This is a genomic window from Flaviaestuariibacter amylovorans, from assembly GCF_039541815.1.
Taxonomy (GTDB): Bacteria; Bacteroidota; Bacteroidia; order Chitinophagales; family Chitinophagaceae; genus Flavisolibacter; species Flavisolibacter amylovorans.
Genome location: NZ_BAABGY010000009.1, coordinates 56,181 through 78,128 on the forward strand (window position 1 = coordinate 56,181; position 21,948 = coordinate 78,128).

The 21,948-nt window shown below is 57.8% G+C and carries 16 protein-coding genes; 9 read left to right on the plus strand and 7 right to left on the minus strand.

Features of this window, described 5'->3' with window-relative positions; translation table 11 throughout:
* Positions 1-39 precede the first annotated feature (39 nt).
* From ABD937_RS15610 to rny, 3 genes are all read right to left on the minus strand, one after another.
* Positions 40-285, minus strand: a complete 246-nt coding sequence (locus ABD937_RS15610) for a Sec-independent protein translocase subunit TatA/TatB (RefSeq protein WP_345256696.1) — start codon at positions 283-285, stop codon at positions 40-42.
* A gap of 149 nt (positions 286-434) precedes the next feature.
* Positions 435-815 carry a 50S ribosomal protein L19 gene (gene rplS, locus ABD937_RS15615; RefSeq protein WP_345256697.1) on the minus strand — a complete coding sequence of 127 codons (381 nt, stop codon included), beginning with the start codon at positions 813-815 and terminating at the stop codon, positions 435-437.
* A 185-nt stretch (positions 816-1,000) separates the two neighbouring features.
* On the minus strand, positions 1,001-2,560 hold the full coding sequence (rny, locus tag ABD937_RS15620) for a ribonuclease Y (protein ID WP_345256698.1): 1,560 nt from the start codon (positions 2,558-2,560) through the stop codon (positions 1,001-1,003).
* Between the two features lie 215 nt (positions 2,561-2,775).
* Here rny and ABD937_RS15625 point away from each other — a divergent pair, with 215 nt between their 5' ends.
* From ABD937_RS15625 to ABD937_RS15635, 3 genes are all read left to right on the plus strand, one after another.
* A complete protein-coding gene (locus ABD937_RS15625) occupies positions 2,776-3,843 on the plus strand; it encodes a redoxin domain-containing protein (RefSeq protein WP_345256699.1) in 1,068 nt (355 codons plus the stop codon).
* Between the two features lie 131 nt (positions 3,844-3,974).
* Complete coding sequence (locus ABD937_RS15630) at positions 3,975-5,114, plus strand: redoxin domain-containing protein (protein WP_345256700.1); 1,140 nt, start codon at positions 3,975-3,977, stop codon at positions 5,112-5,114.
* Positions 5,115-5,467: 353 nt separating this feature from the next.
* On the plus strand, positions 5,468-6,625 hold the full coding sequence (locus tag ABD937_RS15635; protein WP_345256701.1) for a redoxin domain-containing protein: 1,158 nt from the start codon (positions 5,468-5,470) through the stop codon (positions 6,623-6,625).
* A 258-nt stretch (positions 6,626-6,883) separates the two neighbouring features.
* Here ABD937_RS15635 and ABD937_RS15640 read toward each other — a convergent pair whose 3' ends face one another.
* The 3 genes from ABD937_RS15640 to pheT form a co-directional block, all read right to left on the minus strand.
* Entirely contained in the window at positions 6,884-7,192 is a 309-nt protein-coding gene (locus tag ABD937_RS15640; protein WP_345256702.1) for a cell division protein ZapA, read from the minus strand.
* 157 nt (positions 7,193-7,349) lie between these two features.
* Positions 7,350-7,637, minus strand: a complete 288-nt coding sequence (locus ABD937_RS15645; RefSeq protein ID WP_345256703.1) for a hypothetical protein — start codon at positions 7,635-7,637, stop codon at positions 7,350-7,352.
* A gap of 3 nt (positions 7,638-7,640) precedes the next feature.
* The gene (gene pheT / locus ABD937_RS15650) at positions 7,641-10,064 is read right to left on the minus strand and encodes a phenylalanine--tRNA ligase subunit beta (protein ID WP_345256704.1); all 2,424 of its coding nucleotides are present in this window, start codon (positions 10,062-10,064) and stop codon (positions 7,641-7,643) included.
* Between the two features lie 266 nt (positions 10,065-10,330).
* Between pheT and ABD937_RS15655 the strand changes: the two genes are divergently transcribed.
* The gene (locus ABD937_RS15655; RefSeq protein ID WP_345256705.1) at positions 10,331-12,094 is read left to right on the plus strand and encodes an AIPR family protein; all 1,764 of its coding nucleotides are present in this window, start codon (positions 10,331-10,333) and stop codon (positions 12,092-12,094) included.
* A gap of 79 nt (positions 12,095-12,173) precedes the next feature.
* On the opposite strand, the gene ABD937_RS15660 is transcribed toward ABD937_RS15655, so the two are convergent.
* Positions 12,174-12,911, minus strand: coding sequence for a DUF6261 family protein (locus tag ABD937_RS15660; protein WP_345256706.1), 738 nt, complete (start codon positions 12,909-12,911; stop codon positions 12,174-12,176).
* A gap of 702 nt (positions 12,912-13,613) precedes the next feature.
* Here ABD937_RS15660 and ABD937_RS15665 point away from each other — a divergent pair.
* The 5 genes from ABD937_RS15665 to ABD937_RS15685 all read left to right on the plus strand — a co-directional run bounded on the left by ABD937_RS15665 (position 13,614) and on the right by ABD937_RS15685 (position 21,947).
* Complete coding sequence (locus ABD937_RS15665) at positions 13,614-16,067, plus strand: type I restriction-modification system subunit M (RefSeq protein WP_345256707.1); 2,454 nt, start codon at positions 13,614-13,616, stop codon at positions 16,065-16,067.
* A complete protein-coding gene (locus ABD937_RS15670; protein ID WP_345256708.1) occupies positions 16,049-17,311 on the plus strand; it encodes a restriction endonuclease subunit S in 1,263 nt (420 codons plus the stop codon). The genes ABD937_RS15665 and ABD937_RS15670 overlap by 19 nt, the downstream gene beginning before the upstream one ends.
* Positions 17,289-20,405, plus strand: a complete 3,117-nt coding sequence (locus ABD937_RS15675) for a type I restriction endonuclease subunit R (RefSeq protein WP_345256709.1) — start codon at positions 17,289-17,291, stop codon at positions 20,403-20,405. The genes ABD937_RS15670 and ABD937_RS15675 overlap by 23 nt, the downstream gene beginning before the upstream one ends.
* The gene (locus ABD937_RS15680) at positions 20,402-21,115 is read left to right on the plus strand and encodes a M48 family metallopeptidase (protein WP_345256710.1); all 714 of its coding nucleotides are present in this window, start codon (positions 20,402-20,404) and stop codon (positions 21,113-21,115) included. Before ABD937_RS15675 ends, ABD937_RS15680 begins: the two co-directional genes overlap by 4 nt.
* 190 nt (positions 21,116-21,305) lie before the next feature.
* Complete coding sequence (locus ABD937_RS15685) at positions 21,306-21,947, plus strand: hypothetical protein (protein ID WP_345256711.1); 642 nt, start codon at positions 21,306-21,308, stop codon at positions 21,945-21,947.
* Position 21,948: the final 1 nt, after the last annotated feature.

A 21,948-nucleotide genomic window follows, 5' to 3' on the forward strand; every position in this document is an offset into this window, starting at 1 on the left:
GTGGCGCAGCGGCTTAGTAAATTGTTAAATATCAGCGTTTTAGGCTTGGCTAGGCGGGGTAGTGGCGGAAGTAGGCGTAGTAGCGGGCGTAGTGCCGGCAGCGGCCGCGCGCTCCTTTTCCGTAATGCCTTCCTCGATCTCCCGGCGCACGTTGCTTTTGGCATCGTTGAACTCGCGGACGCCCTTGCCGAGGCCGCGCATCAGTTCAGGAATTTTCTTGCCGCCGAACAGCAGCAGCACGATGATCAGGATGACGATGATCTCATTGAAACCTAAGGGACCCATAGACTGGATTTAATGGTTGACGAATTAGTGTACAAAAGTAGGGCAATTCCCCTGCCCGGCAAGGCTGAGCCGGCGGTCGGCGCATTTTCCCGGCGGGCAATAAAAAAGCGGAAGGTGTTTCCTTCCGCTTCCATATACGTTGAATTTGCTTAGGCAGTTTGCGCTTTGGGGGCCACAGCACGCTTCTTTTCCTGGATACGTGCACTCTTACCGCTACGCTCACGCTGATAGAACAGCTTGGCGCGACGTACGCGACCCGACTTGTTCACCACGATGGAGTCGATGTTGGGGGAGTTGATGGGGAAGAGACGCTCTACGCCGATACCATCGGAGATCTTACGCACCGTGAACGTAGCCGTGGCACCAGTGCCCTGCAGCTTGATCACATCGCCCTTGAAGGACTGGATACGCTCCTTGTTGCCTTCAATGATCTTGTAATTGACCGTGATATTGTCACCCGCTTTGAATTTCGGGAAGGTTTTAATGGCCGTAAGCTGCTCGTGTACAAATGCAATAGCGGCGGAGTTCATAACATCTAATTTAAGGAGTGCAAAGGTAAGGGGAAAATCTCAGATCTCAGATCTCAGATCTGAGATTTTTTTCTCAAGTCTGAAGTATCCCTTATCTCCGACCGCCGCCCTGGCGCAGGATCGCCACAAAAAAGGCCTTCCCGCTGCAGGAAAGCCTTTTTCACTTTTTTCTTTTGAATTTTGACTTATCGGGCCACATTCACCGCGCGCTTCTCGCGGATCACCGTCACCTTGATCTGGCCGGGGTAGGTCATCTCGTTCTGGATCTTCTGGGCGATCTCGAAGGAAAGCTTCTCGCTCTCGTTGTCGGTCACCTTGTCGGCTTCCACGATCACGCGGAGCTCGCGGCCCGCCTGGATGGCGTAGGCCTTCTCCACACCATTATAGTTCTGGGCGAGGGTCTCCAGCTCCTTGATGCGCTGCAGGTACTGCTGCATGATCTCGCGGCGGGCGCCGGGGCGGGCACCGGAGATGGAGTCGCAGGCCTGGATGATGGGGGCGATGACGTATTGCATTTCCATCTCGTCGTGGTGGGCGCCGATGGCGTTCACGATGGCGGGATTCTCACCGTATTTCTCGGCCAGCTTGGCGCCGAGCAGGGCGTGGCTGAGCTCGGATTCCTCGTCGGGCACCTTGCCGATGTCGTGCAGGAGGCCGGCGCGCTTGGCGAGCTTCGGGTTGAGGCCCAGCTCGGCGGCCATGATGCCGCACAGGTTGGCCACTTCGCGGCTGTGCATCAGCAGGTTCTGGCCGTAGGAGGAGCGGAAGCGCATCTTGCCCACGAGGCGGATGAGCTCCTTGTGCAGGCCGTGGATGCCGAGCTCGATCACGGTACGCTCGCCGATCTCCATGATCTGCTCCTCGAGCTGGCGCTTCGTTTTCTCTACGACCTCCTCGATACGGGCCGGGTGAATACGGCCGTCGGTAACGAGGCGCTGCAGCGACAGGCGCGCGATCTCGCGGCGCAGCGGGTCGAAGCAGGAGAGGATGATGGCTTCGGGGGTATCGTCCACGATCAGGTCGACGCCGGTGGCGGCTTCGATGGCGCGGATGTTCCGGCCCTCACGGCCGATGATCTGGCCCTTGATCTCGTCGGTCTCGAGGTTGAATACGGTGATGGCGTTCTCGATCGCCTGCTCGGCGGCTGTACGCTGGATGCTCTGGATGATGATCTTGCGGGCTTCTTTGTTGGCCTTCTGCTTCGCCTCGTCGATGATTTCCTGCTGGAGGCCGAGGGCCTGGGAGTGGGCTTCGGCTTTCAGGGTCTCGATGAGCTGGGCCTTTGCTTCCTCGGCGCTGAGGTTGGCGAGCTTCTCGAGGCGGCGCGTATGCTCCTCCTGGTGCTTGTCGAGTTCGCTCTGGCGGTTGGCCACCACTTCGAGCTGGCGGTTCAGGTTTTGCTTGATGGTGTCGTTCTCCTTGATCTGACGCTCCAGCTGCTCCGTCTTCTGGTTGATGGTCTGCTCTTTCTGCTTGAGTCGGGACTCGCCTTCCTGCACCTTGCGGTTGCGCTCCAGCACCTCTTTCTCATGCTCGGAGCGGAGCTGTACGAAGCGCTCCTTGGCGGAGACCTCTTTTTCCTTGCGGATGGTCTCGGCGCGCATTTCGGCTTCCTTGAGAAGGGTTTTGGCGTGGAGTTCGGCTTCTTCGATCTTTTTGGAGGTGTCTTTGGCAAAAATGAACTTGCCCGCCACGATGCCGACGATGAGGGCAACGACGGCCGCAATGATTATGCTGATGTCCATTGTTCTGTGTTTTTAAATGAGGGTTGCTGTATCGATATAATAACGCGCTACCCCGGTGGGGTAGGGGACGAAGATACGGACCCGGGGTCAATTGTAAATCAAGCGGCTGCGTTTGGCAACGTGCCCGTTCTCGTTATCTTGGGCGGATAAAATTCCTCCTTGGGCTGCTGTTCTTTGCGATCCCTTTATTTACCACTGCCCAAGGCGGCCCGGCCTTGCTCGAGGGCACCGTGCCGCCGTCCTGGAACGGCCGCACCGTGTTCCTCTACTATTATCCCTACAACGGGGCCATCAGCCAACGGGAAGACAGCTGCCGCGTAGCCGGCGGCCGGTTCCGGCTCCGGGCCGACCTCTCCGAAGCGGTACCCGGCTTCGTGCGGGTCCGCGGCAATGGAGCCAACGGACAACGCACGACCCTGATCGATACCTCGTTCCTGCTGCAGCCGGGCCCCCTCCGGCTCCGCGGGAATGGCAACTCTGGCGGTCTGCGCATATCGGGCGGGCAGGGACATGCTGAATACGCCTTCCTGAAAAAGCTACGCGACAGCTTCAACCAGGCCAGCAACCCGGTGGCGACGCGACAGTCGAAGGCACACGCGCTCCGGGACACCGCAACGGCGCAGGCACTTCTCTCGGAACTGGCCAGGCTGCGCGCGGCACACCGGGCCCGGCTGCTGCGCTTCGCCGAACACCACCCCGGCTCCCTGGCTACGCTGCTGGCGGCGGGGGAATTCGTATCCACTACGGGGAATGCATCGCCGGCCCAACTGCAGGTCTTTTGGGAAGCGCTCCCGAAAGACGTCATGGAAGCGCCAAGCGCTCTCAAAGTGGGAAGGGCGCTCGAAGCCGCAGCCGCTACCACCCTGGGTAGGCCTGCTCCCGATTTCACCCAACCCGACACGCTCGGGCTTCCGGTTTCGCTGGCCTCCTTCCGGGGCCGCTGGGTGCTGCTCCAATTCTGGGCCTCCTGGTGCAAGGGCTGCCGCCTCGAAAGTCCGGCCCTCGTGCAGGCCTGGAAAGCATATCGTGATCAGAACTTCACGATCCTGAGCGTATCGCTCGACCGGCCGGGCCAGAAGGACCGGTGGCTCGCCGCCATCCGCCAGGACGGCCTGAATTGGAATCATGTGAGCGACCTCCGCTTCTGGGACAACGCCGTGGTGAAGCTGTACGGGATCCGTGCCGTTCCGGCCAACATCCTCATCGACCCGCAGGGACGGATCGTTGCCCGCAACCTCGAAGGGCCCGCGCTCGGTCGGAAGCTGGCCGAAGTGCTTCGATAAGCAGTCAACCCCGGGAAAGGAGGAACGGCGGAGCGCACCGCGGAACTGTCCGTATCTTAACGGGCGTTGCCGTTCCTGTAATTCCCTACTAAATTAATAGACTTTACCTGCTTTCCCCTAAACTTTGCACCATGAAACCGACGAAATTCCTGCTGTCGCTCCTGCTTCCCGCCGCCGCCTTTGCACAAGGCCCGGAGCTGAAGCTGACCGGCACCCTCAACAACCTGCCCAACGTGGAGTGGGTATACCTGACCTTCCGCACCCCCGACCTGACCATCAAGGACAGTGTGCGCGTCGAGAACGGCACGTACACGATCAAGCGCTCCCTCGACGAGCCGGTGCTGGCCGACCTCGCCTTCAAGGGCAGCACTGCCTTCGGACGCAAAGCCGATGGCAAGGAGCTCCGCGAGTATCACCTGCCCGTGTTCCTGCAGCCCGGAACGATCCAGGTAACGAGTTCCGATTCGGTACAGGCCACCCGCGTGACCGGCTCTAAGGCGCATGCCGACTACGAGGCGCTGCAGGCTGCCGACAAGCCCTGGCAGGAGCAGCTGAACCCGTTGTACGATGCCTACCGGAAGGCCGCGGTGGCCAAGGATGCCGCGGGCATGAAGGACGCGGAGCGCCGCATCGACTCCATCGACGGGCTGCAGCGCAACGCCGTGTACGCTGCCTTCCTGCAGAAGCGCGCATCCTCGCCCGTGGCGCTCTATGCCCTGAAGCAATTTGCCGGATATAGCATCGAGCCCGAAAAGGTGGAGCCGCTCTTCAACAAGCTGCCGAAAGCCACGCAGGCTACTCCCTCGGGTGTTGCCTACCGCGAGCAGATCGATATCGCCAAAAAGACGGCCGTGGGCCGCTACGCGATGGACTTCACGATGAACGATACACTCGACCGCCCGGTGGCGCTCTCCTCGCTGAAGGGCAAGTACGTGCTGGTGGACTTCTGGGCCTCCTGGTGCGGTCCCTGCCGCCGGGAGAATCCCAACGTAGTGGCTGCATTCAATACCTATAAGTACAGGAATTTCACCGTGTTCGGGGTATCGCTCGACCGTCCCGGCCAGAAGGACCGCTGGCTGAAGGCCATCCACGACGACGGCCTCAATTGGGCGCATGTAAGCGACCTCAAGTTCTGGGACAATGCCGCCGCAAAGCAGTACGGCATCCGCGCCATCCCGGCCAACCTCCTGCTCGACCCGGACGGCAAGATAATCGCCCGCAACCTGAGCGGCGAGGCGCTGACCAAAAAGCTTGCAGAAGTCATCAAATAGGAGGCGGCAAGACGTACCTAAAATGGGCCGGATGTGAGGCGGCCGCCAGCGGCCTTTATGCACGACGGCGCTACGGCGCAACGGCGCGACGAGAAAATAAAATCAGTTGATTTGTTCTCAAGCTATTTCACAGCGTCGCCCATCGCCGCTTCGCTGCGTGACGAGGCCGCTTGCGGCCTTCGATTTTCGCTCAATAGGGGAGCCGCATTTAATATTGTCAGATCTGGAAAGGCGCACGAAGTGCGTCTTTCGTTTTTGCATGCGCGTACATACACGATGCCCTGCGGGAAAAAAACAGGATTCCGGGGAAATTTCTCTTTTTCGCGAACAGGTCCGCTTCCTAACTTTTCGCCATGAAACCCGCAACCCTTTTCCTGATGCTGCTGCTTACGCTGGCCGTCCGGGCCCAGCAGCCCGAAGTCACCATCGAGGGCAGCTTTGCCCGCACGCCGCCTGTCAAGTGGGTCATTGTGATGTTCCAGCAAGGCGATGTTGCCGTAAAAGACACGATCCGCGTACAGAATGGCGCCTGGAAGTACAAGCGCCCGCTGCCGGGCCCCGTGCTTGCCAATATCGTGTACCGTTCCGACTCGGCTCTTCGCCAGTTCAACGGGATGGGCATCAAGCAATACAATTTCCCTCTTTACCTCCAGCCCGGACGTATCGAGATCGAGACCCGGGACTCGGTGCAGGGCAATGCCGTGAAGGGCTCGCGGGCACATACCGATTACCTGGCCCTGCAGGCGGCGGCGCAGCGCTACGAGAACGAATTCCAGCAAGGCCGGCTCGACTATATGAAAGCACGGCGCGCCAACGACACGGCAACCCAGCGTGCTATTGAAACCCGGATGCAGGCACTGGAGAAAGAGCAGCAGGAGCGCGTCTACGGCGCCTTCGTGAAGGAGCAGCCCGGCTCGCCGCTTGCCCTCTACGCCCTGCAGAAGGTAACTGAAGGGGGCCTCGACCCGGCCGTGCACGGTCCGCTGTTCGAACGCTTTCCGAAAGCGACGCGCGAAAGCCCCGAAGGGAAGGCCTTCGCCGCTACCCTGGCCACGGCCCGGAAGACGGCCGTAGGACAGCCCGCGATGAACTTCACGATGAACGATACGCTCGACCGGCCGGTAGCCCTCGCATCGTTCAAGGGCAGGTACGTACTGCTGGATTTCTGGGCCTCCTGGTGCGGACCCTGCCGGCAGGAGAATCCTAACGTGGTGCGGGTGTACCAGAAGTACAAGGAGCGCAACTTCACCGTGCTTGGGGTCTCGCTGGACCGCCCGGGCGCCCGCGACAAGTGGCTCGGGGCCATCCGCGCCGACGGCCTTACCTGGACGCACGTCAGCGACCTGAAGTTCTGGGATAACGCCGCCGCAAAGCAGTACGGCATCCAGTTCATCCCGCAGAACTTCCTCCTCGATCCCAACGGCGTCATCATCGCCAAGAACCTGAATGGCGAAGACCTGGAAAAGAAGCTCGCGGAGGTGCTGCCCCCTGTCCCCCAGAGGGGGAACTAACGCTGGATCTGTCCCTTCCATACCTGGACATTCTTCTTATTGGAGCTGGAATAGGTATACAGGAACAAGGAATACATGAAGTAGAACTGAAAGCGGCGCCAGCCCCCTCATTTGTTCAATTACTCATGTACTCAAATGCTCAAGTACTCCCCTCCTTTCTCCAGCGCTCCACCCTCTTAACGTAGAAAGCCCCGACGGAGTCGGGGCTTTCGTATAAAGTGCTTTGAAGAATAATTGGAACCGGGAAGAGTGATCGGCCTAAGTGCCCCCTTCGGGGGACAGGGGGCTTAGGGCGCCATCTACGAGCTTCTCCAGCCCGGCGAGCTTTTCCTCCAATTCTTTCTGCTGCAGGTCGGCGGCCATGGCACCGGTCTGGTGCGTGGCGAACCAGATGAGCACCATCGCGATGTAGTCCTGCATGTCCTTGGCGGCGAAGGCTGCGCGGAACTCCACGAGCTTGTCGTTGATGACCTTGGCGGTATGGCGCACCACCGCCTCGTCCTTTGCCTGGATCTTGATGCGGTACGTGCGGTCGCCGATGACGAGGTTGATGGGAATGAGGTTCATGATCGGCAATCGGGAATCGGGAATCGGTAATAAGGCGTCTCCTTGCCTGGGCGTTCCGTCATCATTTAAGAGGTTCTTTGACGTTATTAATGATCGTGTTCGTAAGAAGCACCAGCTTTCGGAATCCATTGCCGATTACCGATTGCCGATTGCCGCCTCAGATCGTTCCGAGGTAAGCGATGGTTTTATCCAGGTCGCGGACGAAGCGGTTGATCTGCTTTTCGAATTCCTTTTTGTCTTTGTCGTCGAGGTTGCCGGCGGCGAGCTTCAGGATGCCCACGAGCTGCACGAGCTCCTGCACCTGCGTGGCGAGCGTGTTCCGCTCTGCCTCGGCGCGGGTGAGGGCTTCGGTGAGCTCGGCGTGCTCCTTGCGGAGGCGGGCCTGCTCCTTCACGAGCTGCTGCAGCTTGCCCTGCAGGGCATTAAAGCGTTCGTCTACCGTCATGGCTTATTTGCGGATCTCGGCGCCGAGCTCCTTTTCGAGGCTGTACATGATCTTTTGCATCCACCCGTCGATCTCCTTGTCGGTGAGCGTCTTCTCCTCGTCGAGGAACGTGAAGTTGACGGCCAGCGATTTCTTGCCGGCGCCGAGCTTCTCGCTTTCGAACAGGTCGAAGAGACGCGTGCCCTGCAGCTTCGGCAGGCGCAGCTTGCCCACCTGCTGTTCGATGGCGGCAAACGGCATCCCGGAAGGAATCACCAGGGCGAGGTCGCGCTGTACCGCGGGGAAGCGGGGCACCTCGCGGTAGCGCAGCGTCAGGGAGTCGGCGGCGCGCATCAGCGCATCCCAATCGATATCGGCCACGAACACGGGCGCTTTGATGTCGAAGCGGCCCGCAAGGGCGGCGTCCACGCGGCCGGCCTGCGCCAGCACCTTGTTGTTGAACATGAAGGTGACCACGCCGGTCAGTCCGTCGGCGCTTTGCTCGAGCGAAGTTTCTGCAGCGATGCCACATAGACGGAGCAGGGTATCTACGGCGCCTTTTACATAGTAGATATCGGCCGGCGTGCCCTTGCCCTTCCAGGTCTGCGGACTCAGCGCGCCGCTGAGGTAGAGGCAGAGGTGGTTGCGCTCGCTGTATTTGCCGGTGCTTTCCGAAGTATAGGTCTTCCCGAACTCGAAGAACCTGAGGTCGGCGTTGCGGCGGTTGCCGTTGAAGGCGATCACCTCGAGGGCGGTGGGCAGCATGGAGGGGCGCAGCACGTCGAGCTCGGTGCTCAGGTTGTTGAGCAGCCGCACCGTGGTGGCGAGCTGTGCCTCGGAGAAGTGGGCCGAGTGCGTGATGGAGTTGGTCAGGATCTCGGAGAAGCCGAGGCCCACGAGCGCGTCGGCCAGCTTCTCTTTGAGCCGGTCGGCACGCGGGTTCTCCTCCACGGAGGGCGTCAGCGTTATCGCCGAAGGGATCTCAATGTTGTCGAGGCCGTCGATGCGGAGGATCTCCTCCACGATGTCGGCCGGCAGGCTCACGTCGCGCTTATGGTAGGGCACCTCGATGGAGAGGGCGTCCATACTGTCTTTGATGATGCCGAAGCCGAGGCTCTGGAGAATGCCCTTGACGGTTTCGGGATGGTAGTTCTTGCCGGAGAGCTTCTTGAGGTACTGGTTCTTGAGGATGACCTCGCGCTTCGGCTCGGGCTTCGGGTAGACGTCGATGAACTCGGAGGCGATGCTGCCGCCGGCGATCTCTTTAACGAGCGCCGCCGCGCGCTTCAGCACGTTCACGGTGTTGGAGATGTCGGTGCCCTTCTCGAAGCGGGTGGCCGCATCGGTGCGGAGCCCGTGGCGGAAGGAGCTCTTGCGGATCGTGCCCGGCTCGAAGTGGGCGCTCTCGAGGAAGATGTTCTTCGTGCTGTCCGATACACCGCTTTTGCTGCCGCCGAACACGCCGGCGATGCACATCGGCTCCTGGGCATTGCAGATCATCAGGTCCTGCGCGCTCAGCTTCCGCTCCTTTTCATCCAGCGTCACGAAGGGCGTGCCCTCGGCTTCGTTCTTCACGATCACTTTGGCGCCGGTGATGGCGTCGTAGTCGAAAGCATGGAGCGGCTGGCCGGTCTCGTGCTGGATATAGTTGGTGATGTCGACGATGTTGGAGATGGGGCGCACGCCGATGGCCTTGAGGCGGTCCTGCAGCCACTTCGGCGAGGGCTTTACGGTGATGCCGGCGAGCGACACGCCGCTATACCGCGGGCAGGAAGCGCCGTTCTCGACAGTCACCGTTACCGGCAGGCTGTTGCTTTCGGGCTTCAGGTTGGCGTAGGGGATCTGGGCCTTTACTTCCTTGCGGTCGTGGTGGGTGAGGTAGGCACACACGTCGCGGGCGACGCCCCAATGGCTCATGGCGTCGGCGCGGTTGGGGGTGAGGCCGATCTCGTAAATGATGTCGGTATAGGGACTGAAATACTCGGCAGCGGGCGTACCGATGGGTGCGTCGGCCGGTAGTACCATAATGCCGGCGTGCGAGTCGCCGAGGCCGATCTCGTCTTCGGCGCAGATCATGCCGTAGCTCTCGACCCCGCGGATCTTGGCCACCTTCATGGTGAGGGGCTCGCCGGCGGTGGGGTAGATGGTAGCGCCTACGGGGGCCACCACCACGCGCTGGCCGGGGGCCACGTTGGGCGCGCCGCACACGATGGGGAGGGGCTCGGCGCCGCCGGTGTTCACCTTCGTCAGTTTCAGCTTGTCGGCGTTGGGGTGTTGCTCGGTGTGGAGCACCTCGCCGAGCACGAGGCCCTCGAGGCCGCCTTTCACCTCCTCGTAGCGCTCCATTGATTCCACCTCCAGGCCGATGGCCGTGAGGATGCGGGAGAGGCGCTCGGGGTCGAGCTTGACGGGGATATAGTCGCTAAGCCAGTTATAGGAGATGGTCATACGTTCGGTTCTTGGGCGGCAAAGATAAGAACCCTTAGTTTGTAGGCTTAAAACCAGAATTGTCAGCAAACTTTCATGCTCGCTAAAAAAAGAAAGAGGCGTTGAGTTACCTTCGGTTCCCAAGCCTTCCTTTGGTCCTTTCGATGCCAAGAGTTAAAGGGTGTTTTGTCTAAACATACCATTTGTTTACGTCAAGCTCTTAATTGTTGCAATTCGTAGCCGATCTGGTTTTGCTTTCCATTCTATAATAAAATGTTGTAACCAAAATGACTATCTACGAAAAAATTCAAGATGAAATAAAAGCCGACTATTACCAACAAAACTATCCAAACGATGGGCAAAGGTTTGTTGCATGGTATCTTTTCAATATCCTTCATCAAGACAGAAATCAAGCCAAGGACGCAATCACCGACGGAGCGGATGATAAGCAAATTGATGCAATTGTTATTAATGACGATATTCAAACAGTTTACATCATACAAGGAAAGTTTATTTCCGGAGGGGCGGTGGATGCCGAGCCGTTGAGAGAGGTGTTGTCTTCATGGATGCAACTCCGGGATCTTGTCAGGCTTCAAACCGTCAGCAATCAAAAGCTTCAACGAAAATTGTCAGAAGTCGCAAAGGCATTTGAAGATGAATATGAAGTGTGTTTCGAGCTCATTACCACAGCAAGCTTGACTACTTCTGCTCAGAATGATCTGGAGACGTTCCAAAAACAGCTTGCAGATATCTCAGAGAATGAGGATTTTGATGCCATTATAACAGTAGTTGACGAAGCTGAGCTTTCGCGACGTTATGAGCTGGCTTTGGAAACAGACAACCCGCAAATCAACTACACGATGGATTTGAGTGAAAGCAAGTTCATGCCTGTGGGAATTGCAGGCACTCAAGTTGTCATCGCTGCATTACCTCTAAAGGAATGCATTAAAATACCGGGTATCAAAGATGGTTCTTTGTTTCAGAAAAATGTTCGCCAGAGTCTTGGTACCAGCAATGCAGTGAACAAGAAAATAAGACAGACAATACTGGGTGATAAACACAAAGACTTTTTCTTCTTTCACAATGGAATTACTGCTATTTGCAACCGACTTGAAATTGACAATAGCAAAATGCAGCTTTATGGCTTGAGCGTGGTAAACGGTTGCCAATCACTAAATACAATTTTGAGCTGCAGCGAAACTGCAAAGAAATTGGATGAGACCTATGTTCTTTTTCGGTTTTACGAAATTCCACAACGCGATCGGGCTGATCTCATCAGCATAAATACAAACTCACAAAGTGCGGTCAAACCTCGAGATCTCAGAAGTAACGACAAGCGTGTGTTGAATCTAAAACGTTCTTTTGAACAGAAGTTTCCGCAAGGTTATTTCGTTACCAAGCGTGGGGAAATGCCTCCAGCTGAGAAAAATAAGAAGTTCGTCATCGATCTTTCTGATCTTGGAAAGTACTTGATTGCTTGGCATTCTCAACGTCCGAACATTTCTTACGGTGAGACTAAGATTTTTGATAAGTATTTCGAAATCCTTTTCAAAAGGGACTACAAACCGGAGAACATTCAAGCGCTCAATAATTGGATGCAGGAAGTACTGAAAAACTGGTCGGATAAGAATCCACTTGGGTTGAATGAAACGCTGTTGACTATGAAGGCCTATGCCCCCTATCATCACTTATACGCAGTTTCATTAATTTTTGCAATCGGCAATAACAAAAGCGATAGAGTTCCTTCGCCAAATGCAACTTGGGAGGCAGCGCAGCTCAATGGAATGGTTGATCAGATAGTAAAAACGTCAGGTCGTTGTCTTAATACTGCTTTGAGAGTAGCCTCTAACCGTACATTGCCAAACGGGGCGATCTTTAGTCCTCAGAATTGGATTAAGTCAAAGCAAAGCCTCAACGATATAAACGCTGCGATTGAACAGTATATAGATATGCTTCCCACAATGGAAGGTGGAGAGCAACAATATCAAAAGCTAAAGGATACTATTTCACTTGGTCAGGAGCAATTTGAATATCGACTTCAAGCTGATTAGCATCTTCTGTCATTTGTTATTTTGGGTCTAAACATAAAGCCACCTTACGGTGGCTTTATCAATAAAACAATCATGTTGATCACGCTCCCGGCGCCGCTTCCTTCCTTACCTCCGCCCTTCCCTTCCTTGCGGCCACTAACTCCCTATACGTCTCCGTCAGCGCATTGCCTTTTCCAATAGCGGCTTCAAGTTCCGCGGCACCCATCTCCCAGGCCGCATTGAGCTTACGCCGCAGCAGCTCGTAAGCCGTCGCCGCCTCCTTGCGCTTTTGCTTCATCGTGAACGTAAACTCCTTCGCCGCCGCCTCGTCGTTCCGGTCGAGGAAGCGGGCTTTGAAGCGGTCGTTGGCCGTCTTCAGCGGGGCGGTCCAGACCGTGGCGCCAGTGCGGGCGGTGGCGGCGGAGAGTGCGGGTGCCGCCAGGTCGGTGAGCAAGGATTCGATGTCGGTGCTTTCGGCGGCATAGCCCTGGCGCGTTACTTCGGCGGCGTTGCCATACACCCCGAGCGCGTGCTGCAGGTCGGTGCCCGCTTTGCGCAGCTCCCCATCGTTGTGGTAGGAGAAGCTGTTGCAGAAGGCCAGCAGGCCGGTGTAGAGCGCGTCGCGCTCAGCGTCGAGGGCGATCAGCTCGTCGGTGATGAGCGAGGCGGGGTCGGTCTTGTGCAGGGCATCGAGCTCGGTCAGCACCCGGCGCAGGCCATTTGCGGCTTCGGCCGCCGGCGCCGGCAGCCCGGTGGCGGGAATTGTTTCGAGCAGTTGGGTGAGGTACTGGATGAGCTCCGCGTTGCGCAGCCCGGAGAGGGAGAGTTTCGTTAGCATGGGTTAAAATTTTGGTTGCTTTAAAATACTTCTTTCTCGATAAAATAGCAACCCGGCCTTTTTTTCTAAGCTTGATGTTCCGACTGCGAACAAGGTGCACTCCCAAGCATTCCGTGGGCGCCTCGCCTGCTGCGGGGTAAACTACGCGACTCAAGGTCATTGCGAGCGTAGCGAAGCAAACTCCCCCGTTACGCGGAGTGTTTCTTTAGGCGCGGCAAGAGGAACACTCCGCAGGTTGTGTGGATTGCTTTCCTTCGACTTCGCTCAGGACAGGCTCGCTCAATGACCTCCGTAAGGCTCACAATGACCTTCGGTGCGACGACAGCAGGCCGGCACCGTCTTCGCCACCAGGAGGGGCGCAGCGGCTGGAGGAAGCTAGCGGAGGCCTTTACTACGGCACTCACGGCGTGCGGGGCGCCGGCAAAGGTTGCCGCTACCCCGCCGCATCCACTGCGGGCACCGGCACAGGCGCTTTCTGCCTTGCGCACCGGCTGCGGGGCGCCTGCAAAGGCTCTAGGAGCCTCGCGCACCCCGTGCGACTCCCCGGCAACACCCTTACCCGGCCCCCCGCAGGGGATGCATGCTCCCCGCACCCCCTTTTGGGTACCCGCGCCACGGATGCGCCATTCCGGCTAACTTCACGCCCGGCAAGGGCCCCCGGCTTTTGCCTAAAATTTCGTATCGAAGCGAACCAAAACCACTATGGCGATCAAAAAATCCGAACTCTACAGCTCCATCTGGGCCAGCTGCGACGAGCTGCGCGGCGGCATGGACGCCAGCCAGTATAAAGACTACGTGCTCTTTATGCTGTTCATCAAGTACATCTCCGACAAATACGCGAACTCCGACGACTTTGCCCCGCCCGTGGTGATCCCGCCCGGCGCCTCCTTTGCGGATATGCTCGAACTGCGCGGCAAGACCGACATCGGCGAGAAGATCAACACCGGGGTCATCGTGCCGCTGGTAGATGCCAACAGCCGCCTCGCGCGCGCCGACTTCCCCGACTTCAACGACCCCAACAAGCTGGGCGAGGGCAAGGACATGGTGGAGCGCCTGACCAAGCTCATCAATATCTTCAACGGGCTCGACTTCTCGAAGAACCGCGCCGACCACGACGATATACTCGGCGACGCCTACGAATACCTGATGCAGCACTTTGCCCAGGAAAGCGGCAAGAGCAAGGGCCAGTTCTATACCCCCTCCGAAGTAAGCCGCATCCTGGCCAAGGTGATCGGCGTCTCCCCGAAGAACTCGGTGGCAGCCACCACCGCCTACGACCCCACCTGCGGCTCGGGTTCCCTGCTGCTGAAGGTGGCTGCCGAGGCCGGCAAGCACATCACCCTCGAAGGGCAGGAAAAGGACGTGACCACCGCCGGCCTCGCCCGCATGAACATGATCCTGCACAACTTCCCCACGGCCAATATCATGGCGGGCAATACGTTGGCGTCGCCCCGCTTCAAGGATGGCGAAGGGCTGCGCACCTACGACTACGTAGTGGCTAACCCGCCTTTTTCCGACAAGGCCTGGAGCACCGGCCTCACGCCTTCCGACGACCCCTACGGGCGCTTTGCCTGGGGCGAGCCGCCGGCCAAGCAGGGCGACTATGCCTACCTGCTCCACATCATCCGTTCGCTCAAGAGCACCGGCAAGGGTGCCTGCATCCTGCCGCACGGCGTGCTGTTTCGCGGCAACGCCGAAGCAGCCATCCGCCGCAAGCTCGTAGACTCCGGCATCCTCAAGGGCGTGATCGGGTTGCCGGCCAACCTGTTTTACGGCACCGGCATCCCGGCTTGCATCCTGGTGCTCGACAAGGAGAATGCTGGCGCGCGCAAGGGGATCTTCATGATCGACGCCAGCAAGGGGTACCTGAAAGACGGCAACAAGAACCGCCTGCGTGAGCAGGACATCCACCGCATTGTGGACGCCTTTAGCAAGGGCGAGCCGGTAGACAAGTTTTGCCGCATGGTGCCGCTCGACGAGATCGCGGATCCGAAGAACGACTACAACCTCAACATCCCACGCTATATCGACACCACCGAGCCCGAAGACCTCCAGGACATCGACGCCCACCTCAATGGCGGCATCCCCGCGGCCGACATCGACGCGCTGAAGGCCTGGTGGGACGTGCTGCCCGGGCTGCGGGCTACCCTCTTCACCGAAGGGCCCCGAGCGGGCTACCTCGAGGCGGCCATCGAGCCGGCGCAGTTGAAGGCCACCATCCAAGGCAGCGCCGAGTTCGCCGCGCTGCAGGCGGCCAATGCCGAGATCTTCCGCAAATGGAAGGGCGCCGTGTGGCACCTGCTGGACGGGTTTAAGAAAGGCGACCATCCAAAAGACTTGATCCACGAGCTGTCGGAAAGCCTGCTGGCCGCCTTTCGTGCGGCCAAACTGATCGACCCCTACGACGTGTACCAGCACTGCATGGACTACTGGAACGATACCATGCAGGACGACTGCTACCTGCTGTCGGCCGACGGCTGGAAGGCCGAGACCCGCCGCCTGGTAGAAGAAGTAAAAGCCGGCAAAAAGAAGGGTGAAAAAATCGATCGCGGCTGGACCTGCGACCTCGTGCCAAAGGCCCTGCTGGTGGCTCATTACTTTGCCGCCGAGCAGGAAGTGATCGATGCGAAGGAGGCCGAGCTCGAAAGCACGCTCGCTTCCCTGGCGGAACTGGAAGAGGAGCACTCGGGCGAGGATGTTGCCACCGGGGCCACGTTGATCTTTACGGCGCTGGATAAGGTGAATAAGGCGGAAGTGGCCCGCCGCCTCAGGGAGATCCGGGGCAAGCAGGATTACGAGAACGAAGAAGCCGTGCTGAAGCAGTGGGCTGAGCTCGATGCGACCGCAGGCGCGCTACGTGCCGACATCCGCAAGTGGGAGGCCGAGCTCGATGCCTTGGCCTACGCCAAATACCCGATGCTCAGCGAAGACGATGTAAAAGAGCTGGTGATCGAGAAGAAATGGCTGCCTGCGATCGGGGGAACGGTGCAGCAGGAAATGGACCGGTTAAGTCAACAGCTTACAGGCCGGCTGAAAGAGCTGATGGAGCGCTATGAAACGCCCCTGCCGGAGATCGAGCGGGAGCTGGAAGCCTTGCAGGAGAAAGTAAATGGTCACCTGGAAAAAATGGGGTTTGTATGGAGCTTAGAGAGGTAAAAAAGGTATCTAAAGTCTATATGTTTCCTGAAGATTGGATGACGATGCGTCTATGCGATCTAGCAGACATTGTCACTGGAAGTACTCCCCCCACGCATGATCTTAGCAATTATGGCGATGAATTCTTATTTGCGAGCCCCGCAGATTTGGGTTCAAGCAAGTACATCGACGAGACAGAGAAGAAATTGTCAGCTAAAGGGTTCAAGTATTCTAGAAAGTTTCCGAAGGGATCAATCCTTTTCACTTGTATCGGGTCTACGATAGGAAAGTCCGGAATGGCAAGGTTCGCAATAACATCCAATCAGCAAATCAATGCTGTGCTGCCAAACAAGAACTATAATTCCGATTTTCTTTTCTATTCTCTCTCCTATTTGTCACCAAGCATTAAAGCTTTAGCTGGCGAACAGGCCGTGCCACTAATAAATAAAACTCAGTTTGGTCTTACGTGGGTGACATTACCTACCCTCCCTGAACAAGCCGCCATTGCCACCGCCCTTTCCGATATGGATGCGCTGATTGCGCAAACCGAAACCCTCATTGCCAAAAAGAAGGCCATCAAGCAAGGCGTGATGCAGCGCTTGCTGTCGCCGGTGGATGCGGATGGGAAGATGAAGGAGGGATGGGTAGAAAGGAGGCTAGGTGATTGTATGTCGACAAGTCCACAATACGGGTTGAATGCTTCGGCTACCGCATTTGATCAGTCATTACCTGCATACCTGCGAATTACTGATATTACAGAAGATGGGAAATACTCAACGAAGAATATTGCCTCCGTTAATAGCCCATTATCTTCTTTTTTTTATCTCCAAAAAGGTGATATTGTATTTGCTAGGACAGGAGCAAGTGTTGGAAAAACCTATTTATACCGGATAAGTGATGGACCATTAGTTTTCGCCGGATTTTTGATTAGAATCCAGTGTGACCCAATGATTCTTTTATCTGAGTACCTATTCTACTATACACATTCCAAGCCTTATTACGACTGGATTACTGCAAATTCGATGCGTTCGGGTCAACCTGGTGTTAACGGTAATGAGTATCAAGAACTAAGGTTTTGGATGCCCCATGATGTAGAAGAACAATTATCTACGGTTAAAGGACTTCAGGGCATGTCGGATGAAATTGATCACCTGGGACTGAAAGTCGCAAAATTGAGTGAAATGAAGCAAGGCATGATGCAATCTCTCCTCACCGGCAAAATCAGAATCCACCAACAGACGCATGAGCCAGCAACCACGATCTGAGCGGGCCACCCAAAACCGGGTGGTGCAGCATTTTATCCAAAGCCTCGGGTACCGCTACCTCGGTAACTGGGAAGGGCGGGAAGGCAACCGCTGCATCGAAACCGAGCCCCTCCGGGCCAACCTGAAAAAGCGGGGCTACAGCGATGCGTTGATCTCTGCCGCGCTGGTGGAGCTCGAAAAGGCAGCCGACGTTACGGGCACTACGCTGTATCAAAGCAATCTCCGCACCTACAACCTGCTGCGCTACGGCGTGAAGGTGAAAACGGCCATCGACAAGCCCTATGAGAATGTTTTCCTGATTGAATGGGATCCGGAGAAAGTTAATGACAACGACTTCGCCCTTGCCGAGGAAGTGACCCTGAAGGGCAAGGAAGGCTACCAGCGCCGCCCCGACGTCGTGCTGTATCTCAACGGCCTCGCGGTGGCCGTGCTGGAACTGAAGCGCATCTCGGTCGAGCTGGCTGAGGCAGTAAGACAGCTCATTACCAACCAGGAGCCCGAATTCAACGCGCCTTTTTTTGCCACCGTGCAACTAGTGCTTGCCGGCAACGATGCGCAGGGCCTGCGCTACGGTACGGTGGGTACCAGGGAGCAATTCTTCGTGGAGTGGAAAGACAAGAGCGGCCTTCCCGCCAACGAGGCCGGCGCCCTGCTCGACCGGCCGCTGGAGCAGCTATGCAACAAAGCCACCCTGCTCGACCTCGTCTACAACTTCATCATCTTCGACGGTGGGGTCAAGAAGGTGCCGCGCCCGCACCAGTATGCCGGCATCAAAGCCGCGCAGGAGCGCATCCGCACCCGCGAGGGCGGCGTTATCTGGCACACGCAGGGCTCCGGCAAAAGCATCCTGATGGTGCTGCTGGCCAAGTGGGTGCTGGAGTATGATCCCGATGCCCGCGTGCTCATCGTCACCGACCGCGACGAGCTCGACAAGCAGATCGAGGGCGTCATGCGCAAGGCGGGCGTCATCCCAGAGTCCGATCCCTCGCCGCGCATCACCAAACGGGCCCAGTTGTTGGAGAAAATGGCGGCTACCACGCCGCGCCTCCTCTGCGCCCTCATCCACAAGTTCGATACCACCGACCTCAAGGGCGAGCTGCCCCCCGTGAGCGGCCGCTTCTACGTGTTCGTGGACGAGTGCCACCGCACCCAGGGCGGCAACATGAACAAACAGATGAAGCGCTGGCTGCCCCACGCGCTCTTCATCGGCTTCACAGGCACCCCGCTGCTCCGTACCGACGCGGCCACCACCCGCGAAGTGTTCGGCTCCAACATCCACACCTACAAGTTTCCCGAGGCTGTTGCCGACGGCGTGGTGCTGGACCTTAAATACGAGGCCCGCACGGTGCCCCAGCGGCTCACCTCGCAACAGGCCGTGGATGACTGGTTTAACGCTACGACGCGGAAACTGAAAAATAATTACCAGAAAGCCGTAGTGCGCAAGGCGTGGGCCAATATGGAAAGCCTGATGAGTTCGGGTGAGCGCAAGAACCGGATCATTGTCAGCATCAACCACGATTTCGTCGCACGTCCCCGCCTCAACAACGACCGGGGTACGGCCATCCTGGTAGCGGCTTCGATATACGATGCCTGTCACTACTACCGGCTGTTCCAGGCCACTCCGCTTGGCCCCCATTGCGGCATCATCACTTCCTACGAGCCCAACCCCGCCGCCATCTCGCGGGAGCCCGCTAAAGGTGATGAGCATTTCAAGTTCGATACTTACGCGAAGTGGGTGCTGCAGTCAGGCCAGACCACTTCCAGGTACGAGGAGGAGATCAAGCGCCGCTTCAAAGAGGAGCCGGCCAACTGCAAGCTGCTGATCGTGGTGAGCAAGCTGCTTACCGGCTTCGATGCGCCCTCCTGCACCTATATCTACCTTGACAACGAGCTCCGCAACCACAACCTGTTCCAGGCCATCTGCCGCACCAACCGCCTCGACGGCGAGGATAAAGACTTTGGGTATATCGTCGACTTCAAGGAGTTGTTTGCCGACGTGCAGGAAGCCATTTCGGTGTACAGCTCCGACGAGCTCGACGACGAAGGCGGCGCCGGCGACGACAACAACGTGGGGCTGAAGCACTGGCTGGTGGAAGGCCGCAAGCGGCTTGACACCGCCCGCGAGGCCATTAAGTACCTCTGCGAGCCCGTGGCGGAGCCGAAGGAAATGGAGCAGTTTTTTGCCTACTTCTGCGGCGATGCCGCGAACCCGCTGTCGCTTTCCGAAACCGAGCCCCTGCGTATCTCCTTTTACAAAGCGGTGGTGAGCTATGTGCGCGCCTTCGCGGCCCTCGCCAACCACCTGCCGGAGGCCGGGTACTCCGAAGCCGAAGCCGAGGCAATCGGCCGGGAGGTTACCTATTACAGCGACATACGGTCAGCCATCAAGCATTATTCGGGTGAAGAGCTGGACATCAAGCCTTTCGAGGCCGACATGCGTCACCTCATCAACACCTATATCCAGGCCGATCCGGCCGACCCGCTCGGGGAGGTAGACCAGTTTTCATTGGTAGAGATGATCATCAACACGGGCATCCACGATGCCATTGCGAAAAAGCTGAACGAGAAAGGGAAACTCTCGCGCAACTCGATTGCGGAAAGCATCATCAACAACGTGCGGCAGTCCATCATCCGCGAGCAACTTACCGACCCGCGTTTTTACGAGGAGATGTCGAAACTGCTCGACGACCTCATCGAGCAGAAGCGGGAGCAGGTAGAAGAGTACGAAGAATTCCTGCGCAAGGCCGAAGAGCTTGTTCGAAACATGAAGCGTGGGCAGAACACGGCGGATGTGCCTGCGCCGTTGCAGGGGAAGCCCGAAGCCATTACCCTTTACAAGAATCTTCCGGATATTCTTTCCATCGTGGGCGACGACTCCCAGGCCGCCGAGCCGGAAGAGCCTTATGGCGACCCGCTGGTGCAGCTAGCCCTGAACATCGACCGGGTGATGCGCGAGCAGGCGCCTGCCGGCTGGCGCGGAGATGAAGCACGGGAAAAACAGGTGCAGAATGCCTTATATCTCCTTATGAACCGGAATAAGGCGCATACTATCGCGTTGTTTGAGCTGATCAAAAACTTGAGAGGGTACGCATGATCGACCGCATCCATATCGGCGAAATCGAGATCGAAGTCACCCGGAAGAACATCAAGAACGTGCACCTGACCGTGCACCCCCCAGACGGGCGCGTTACCCTGGTGGCTCCGCTCAAAACGAGGCTTGAAGTGGCAAGGGCCTTCGCCCTCTCCAAATTGTACTGGATCCGGCAGCAGCAGGAAAAGATGGCGGCCCAGGCCCGCGAGTCGCCCCGGCAACTGGTGAAGCGCGAAACGCACTACCTGTGGGGGCGCCGGTACCTCCTGGATGTGATCCCGACAGAAGTAGTCCAACAGGTGATCCTCGACCACAAAAGAATCCGCCTTCATGTGAAGCCGGGTGCCTCCAAAGCGAAAAGGGAAGAGCTCCTTTATGCGTGGCAAAAGGCTCTGTTGCACGCGTTCATCAAAGACGCCATTGCGAAATGGGAGAAAATAATGGACGTGCAGGTACGCGCTTACTTCGTTCAGAAGATGAAAACGAAGTGGGGAAGCTGCAACCATAAGTCCGGAACCATACGACTCAATACCGAACTGGTCAAGAAGCCCAAGGATTTGGTGGAGTATGTCATCGTTCATGAAATGGCCCACCTGATCGAGCCGACGCACAATGCGCAATTTGTAGCGCTGCTCGATAAGTATTACCCGAGCTGGCGGGAAGCAAGAATGGAGCTGAATGAGCTTCCTCTTGGGTATGTCGAATGGAAGTAATGTCTTCTTAGCAATTGCATCCATTATAAGTACGCTCAACCTTTGTCAAAGCTACGCTTCCCGATACGACTCTTTTCGGCTGAAACGATCCCCGCCGCCGCCCATACTGTTAGCAAAAACCAAAAACCGTAACCTCGCGCACCAACGCCGCGCCGGCCGCCTTACTTTTAAAGACCTCAAACCGGAACCGATGCGCTTTTACCTGCTTTTCCTCGTGGTGCTGTGCGCCGGCATGGCCTCCGCCCAAACAAGGGCCATCGCCCACAAAAGCCATAGCGGCTCCGCGGCCGACCTGGCCCTCGTACATGAAGCGGCCAGCGCCGACTTCGGCCTCTCCGAGGAAATGGAGCAGGAGATGAAGCGGCGGCTCGTAGAGGTGCGGCGCGTAGCGCGCGTCGTTCGTCTCTCTGATTCCACGGCGCTGGCGGTGCGGCACTCCTACCGGAAGGACGCCTCGGGAAACGCCGTCGGCAGCCCCATCAACACCCGGCGCGATACGCTGCACTTTGAGCCGGCCGCCACCCAGCCGGACTGCCTCAAACAGGCGAAGGCCACTACTGAAGCCTGGTATGGTGCAGAAGCGAAAGAGACCCGCTATATCGGATTTGAGAAAAAAGCGGACCCGAAGCCGGTCCGGAAAAAGGCGGCGCCAGCAACAAAGGTGGAATCCCGTCCCGAAGCGAGCAGCGTACTGCCGATGGTCCCGGCGGGTGGCGGCAATGACGACACTCCTGGCAATGGCCCGCTGATACTGGTGTTTACTGCGGCCCTCGCTGCCGCCCTCACCGGGGCCATTACGTGGCTGTACCGCCGGACGCCGCTTGCGGCCTGAT

What these genes read in the sequence shown, in the direction of transcription:
- ABD937_RS15610 (WP_345256696.1), bottom strand. Translation starts at nt 285, where the DNA reads ATGGGTCCCTTAGGTTTCAATGAGATCATCGTCATCCTGATCATCGTG.
- rplS (WP_345256697.1), bottom strand. Translation starts at nt 815, where the DNA reads ATGAACTCCGCCGCTATTGCATTTGTACACGAGCAGCTTACGGCCATT.
- rny (WP_345256698.1), bottom strand. Translation starts at nt 2,560, where the DNA reads ATGGACATCAGCATAATCATTGCGGCCGTCGTTGCCCTCATCGTCGGC.
- ABD937_RS15630 (WP_345256700.1), top strand. Translation starts at nt 3,975, where the DNA reads ATGAAACCGACGAAATTCCTGCTGTCGCTCCTGCTTCCCGCCGCCGCC.
- ABD937_RS15635 (WP_345256701.1), top strand. Translation starts at nt 5,468, where the DNA reads ATGAAACCCGCAACCCTTTTCCTGATGCTGCTGCTTACGCTGGCCGTC.
- ABD937_RS15640 (WP_345256702.1), bottom strand. Translation starts at nt 7,192, where the DNA reads ATGAACCTCATTCCCATCAACCTCGTCATCGGCGACCGCACGTACCGC.
- ABD937_RS15645 (WP_345256703.1), bottom strand. Translation starts at nt 7,637, where the DNA reads ATGACGGTAGACGAACGCTTTAATGCCCTGCAGGGCAAGCTGCAGCAG.
- pheT (WP_345256704.1), bottom strand. Translation starts at nt 10,064, where the DNA reads ATGACCATCTCCTATAACTGGCTTAGCGACTATATCCCCGTCAAGCTC.
- ABD937_RS15655 (WP_345256705.1), top strand. Translation starts at nt 10,331, where the DNA reads ATGACTATCTACGAAAAAATTCAAGATGAAATAAAAGCCGACTATTAC.
- ABD937_RS15660 (WP_345256706.1), bottom strand. Translation starts at nt 12,911, where the DNA reads ATGCTAACGAAACTCTCCCTCTCCGGGCTGCGCAACGCGGAGCTCATC.
- ABD937_RS15665 (WP_345256707.1), top strand. Translation starts at nt 13,614, where the DNA reads ATGGCGATCAAAAAATCCGAACTCTACAGCTCCATCTGGGCCAGCTGC.
- ABD937_RS15670 (WP_345256708.1), top strand. Translation starts at nt 16,049, where the DNA reads ATGGAGCTTAGAGAGGTAAAAAAGGTATCTAAAGTCTATATGTTTCCT.
- ABD937_RS15675 (WP_345256709.1), top strand. Translation starts at nt 17,289, where the DNA reads ATGAGCCAGCAACCACGATCTGAGCGGGCCACCCAAAACCGGGTGGTG.
- ABD937_RS15680 (WP_345256710.1), top strand. Translation starts at nt 20,402, where the DNA reads ATGATCGACCGCATCCATATCGGCGAAATCGAGATCGAAGTCACCCGG.
- ABD937_RS15685 (WP_345256711.1), top strand. Translation starts at nt 21,306, where the DNA reads ATGCGCTTTTACCTGCTTTTCCTCGTGGTGCTGTGCGCCGGCATGGCC.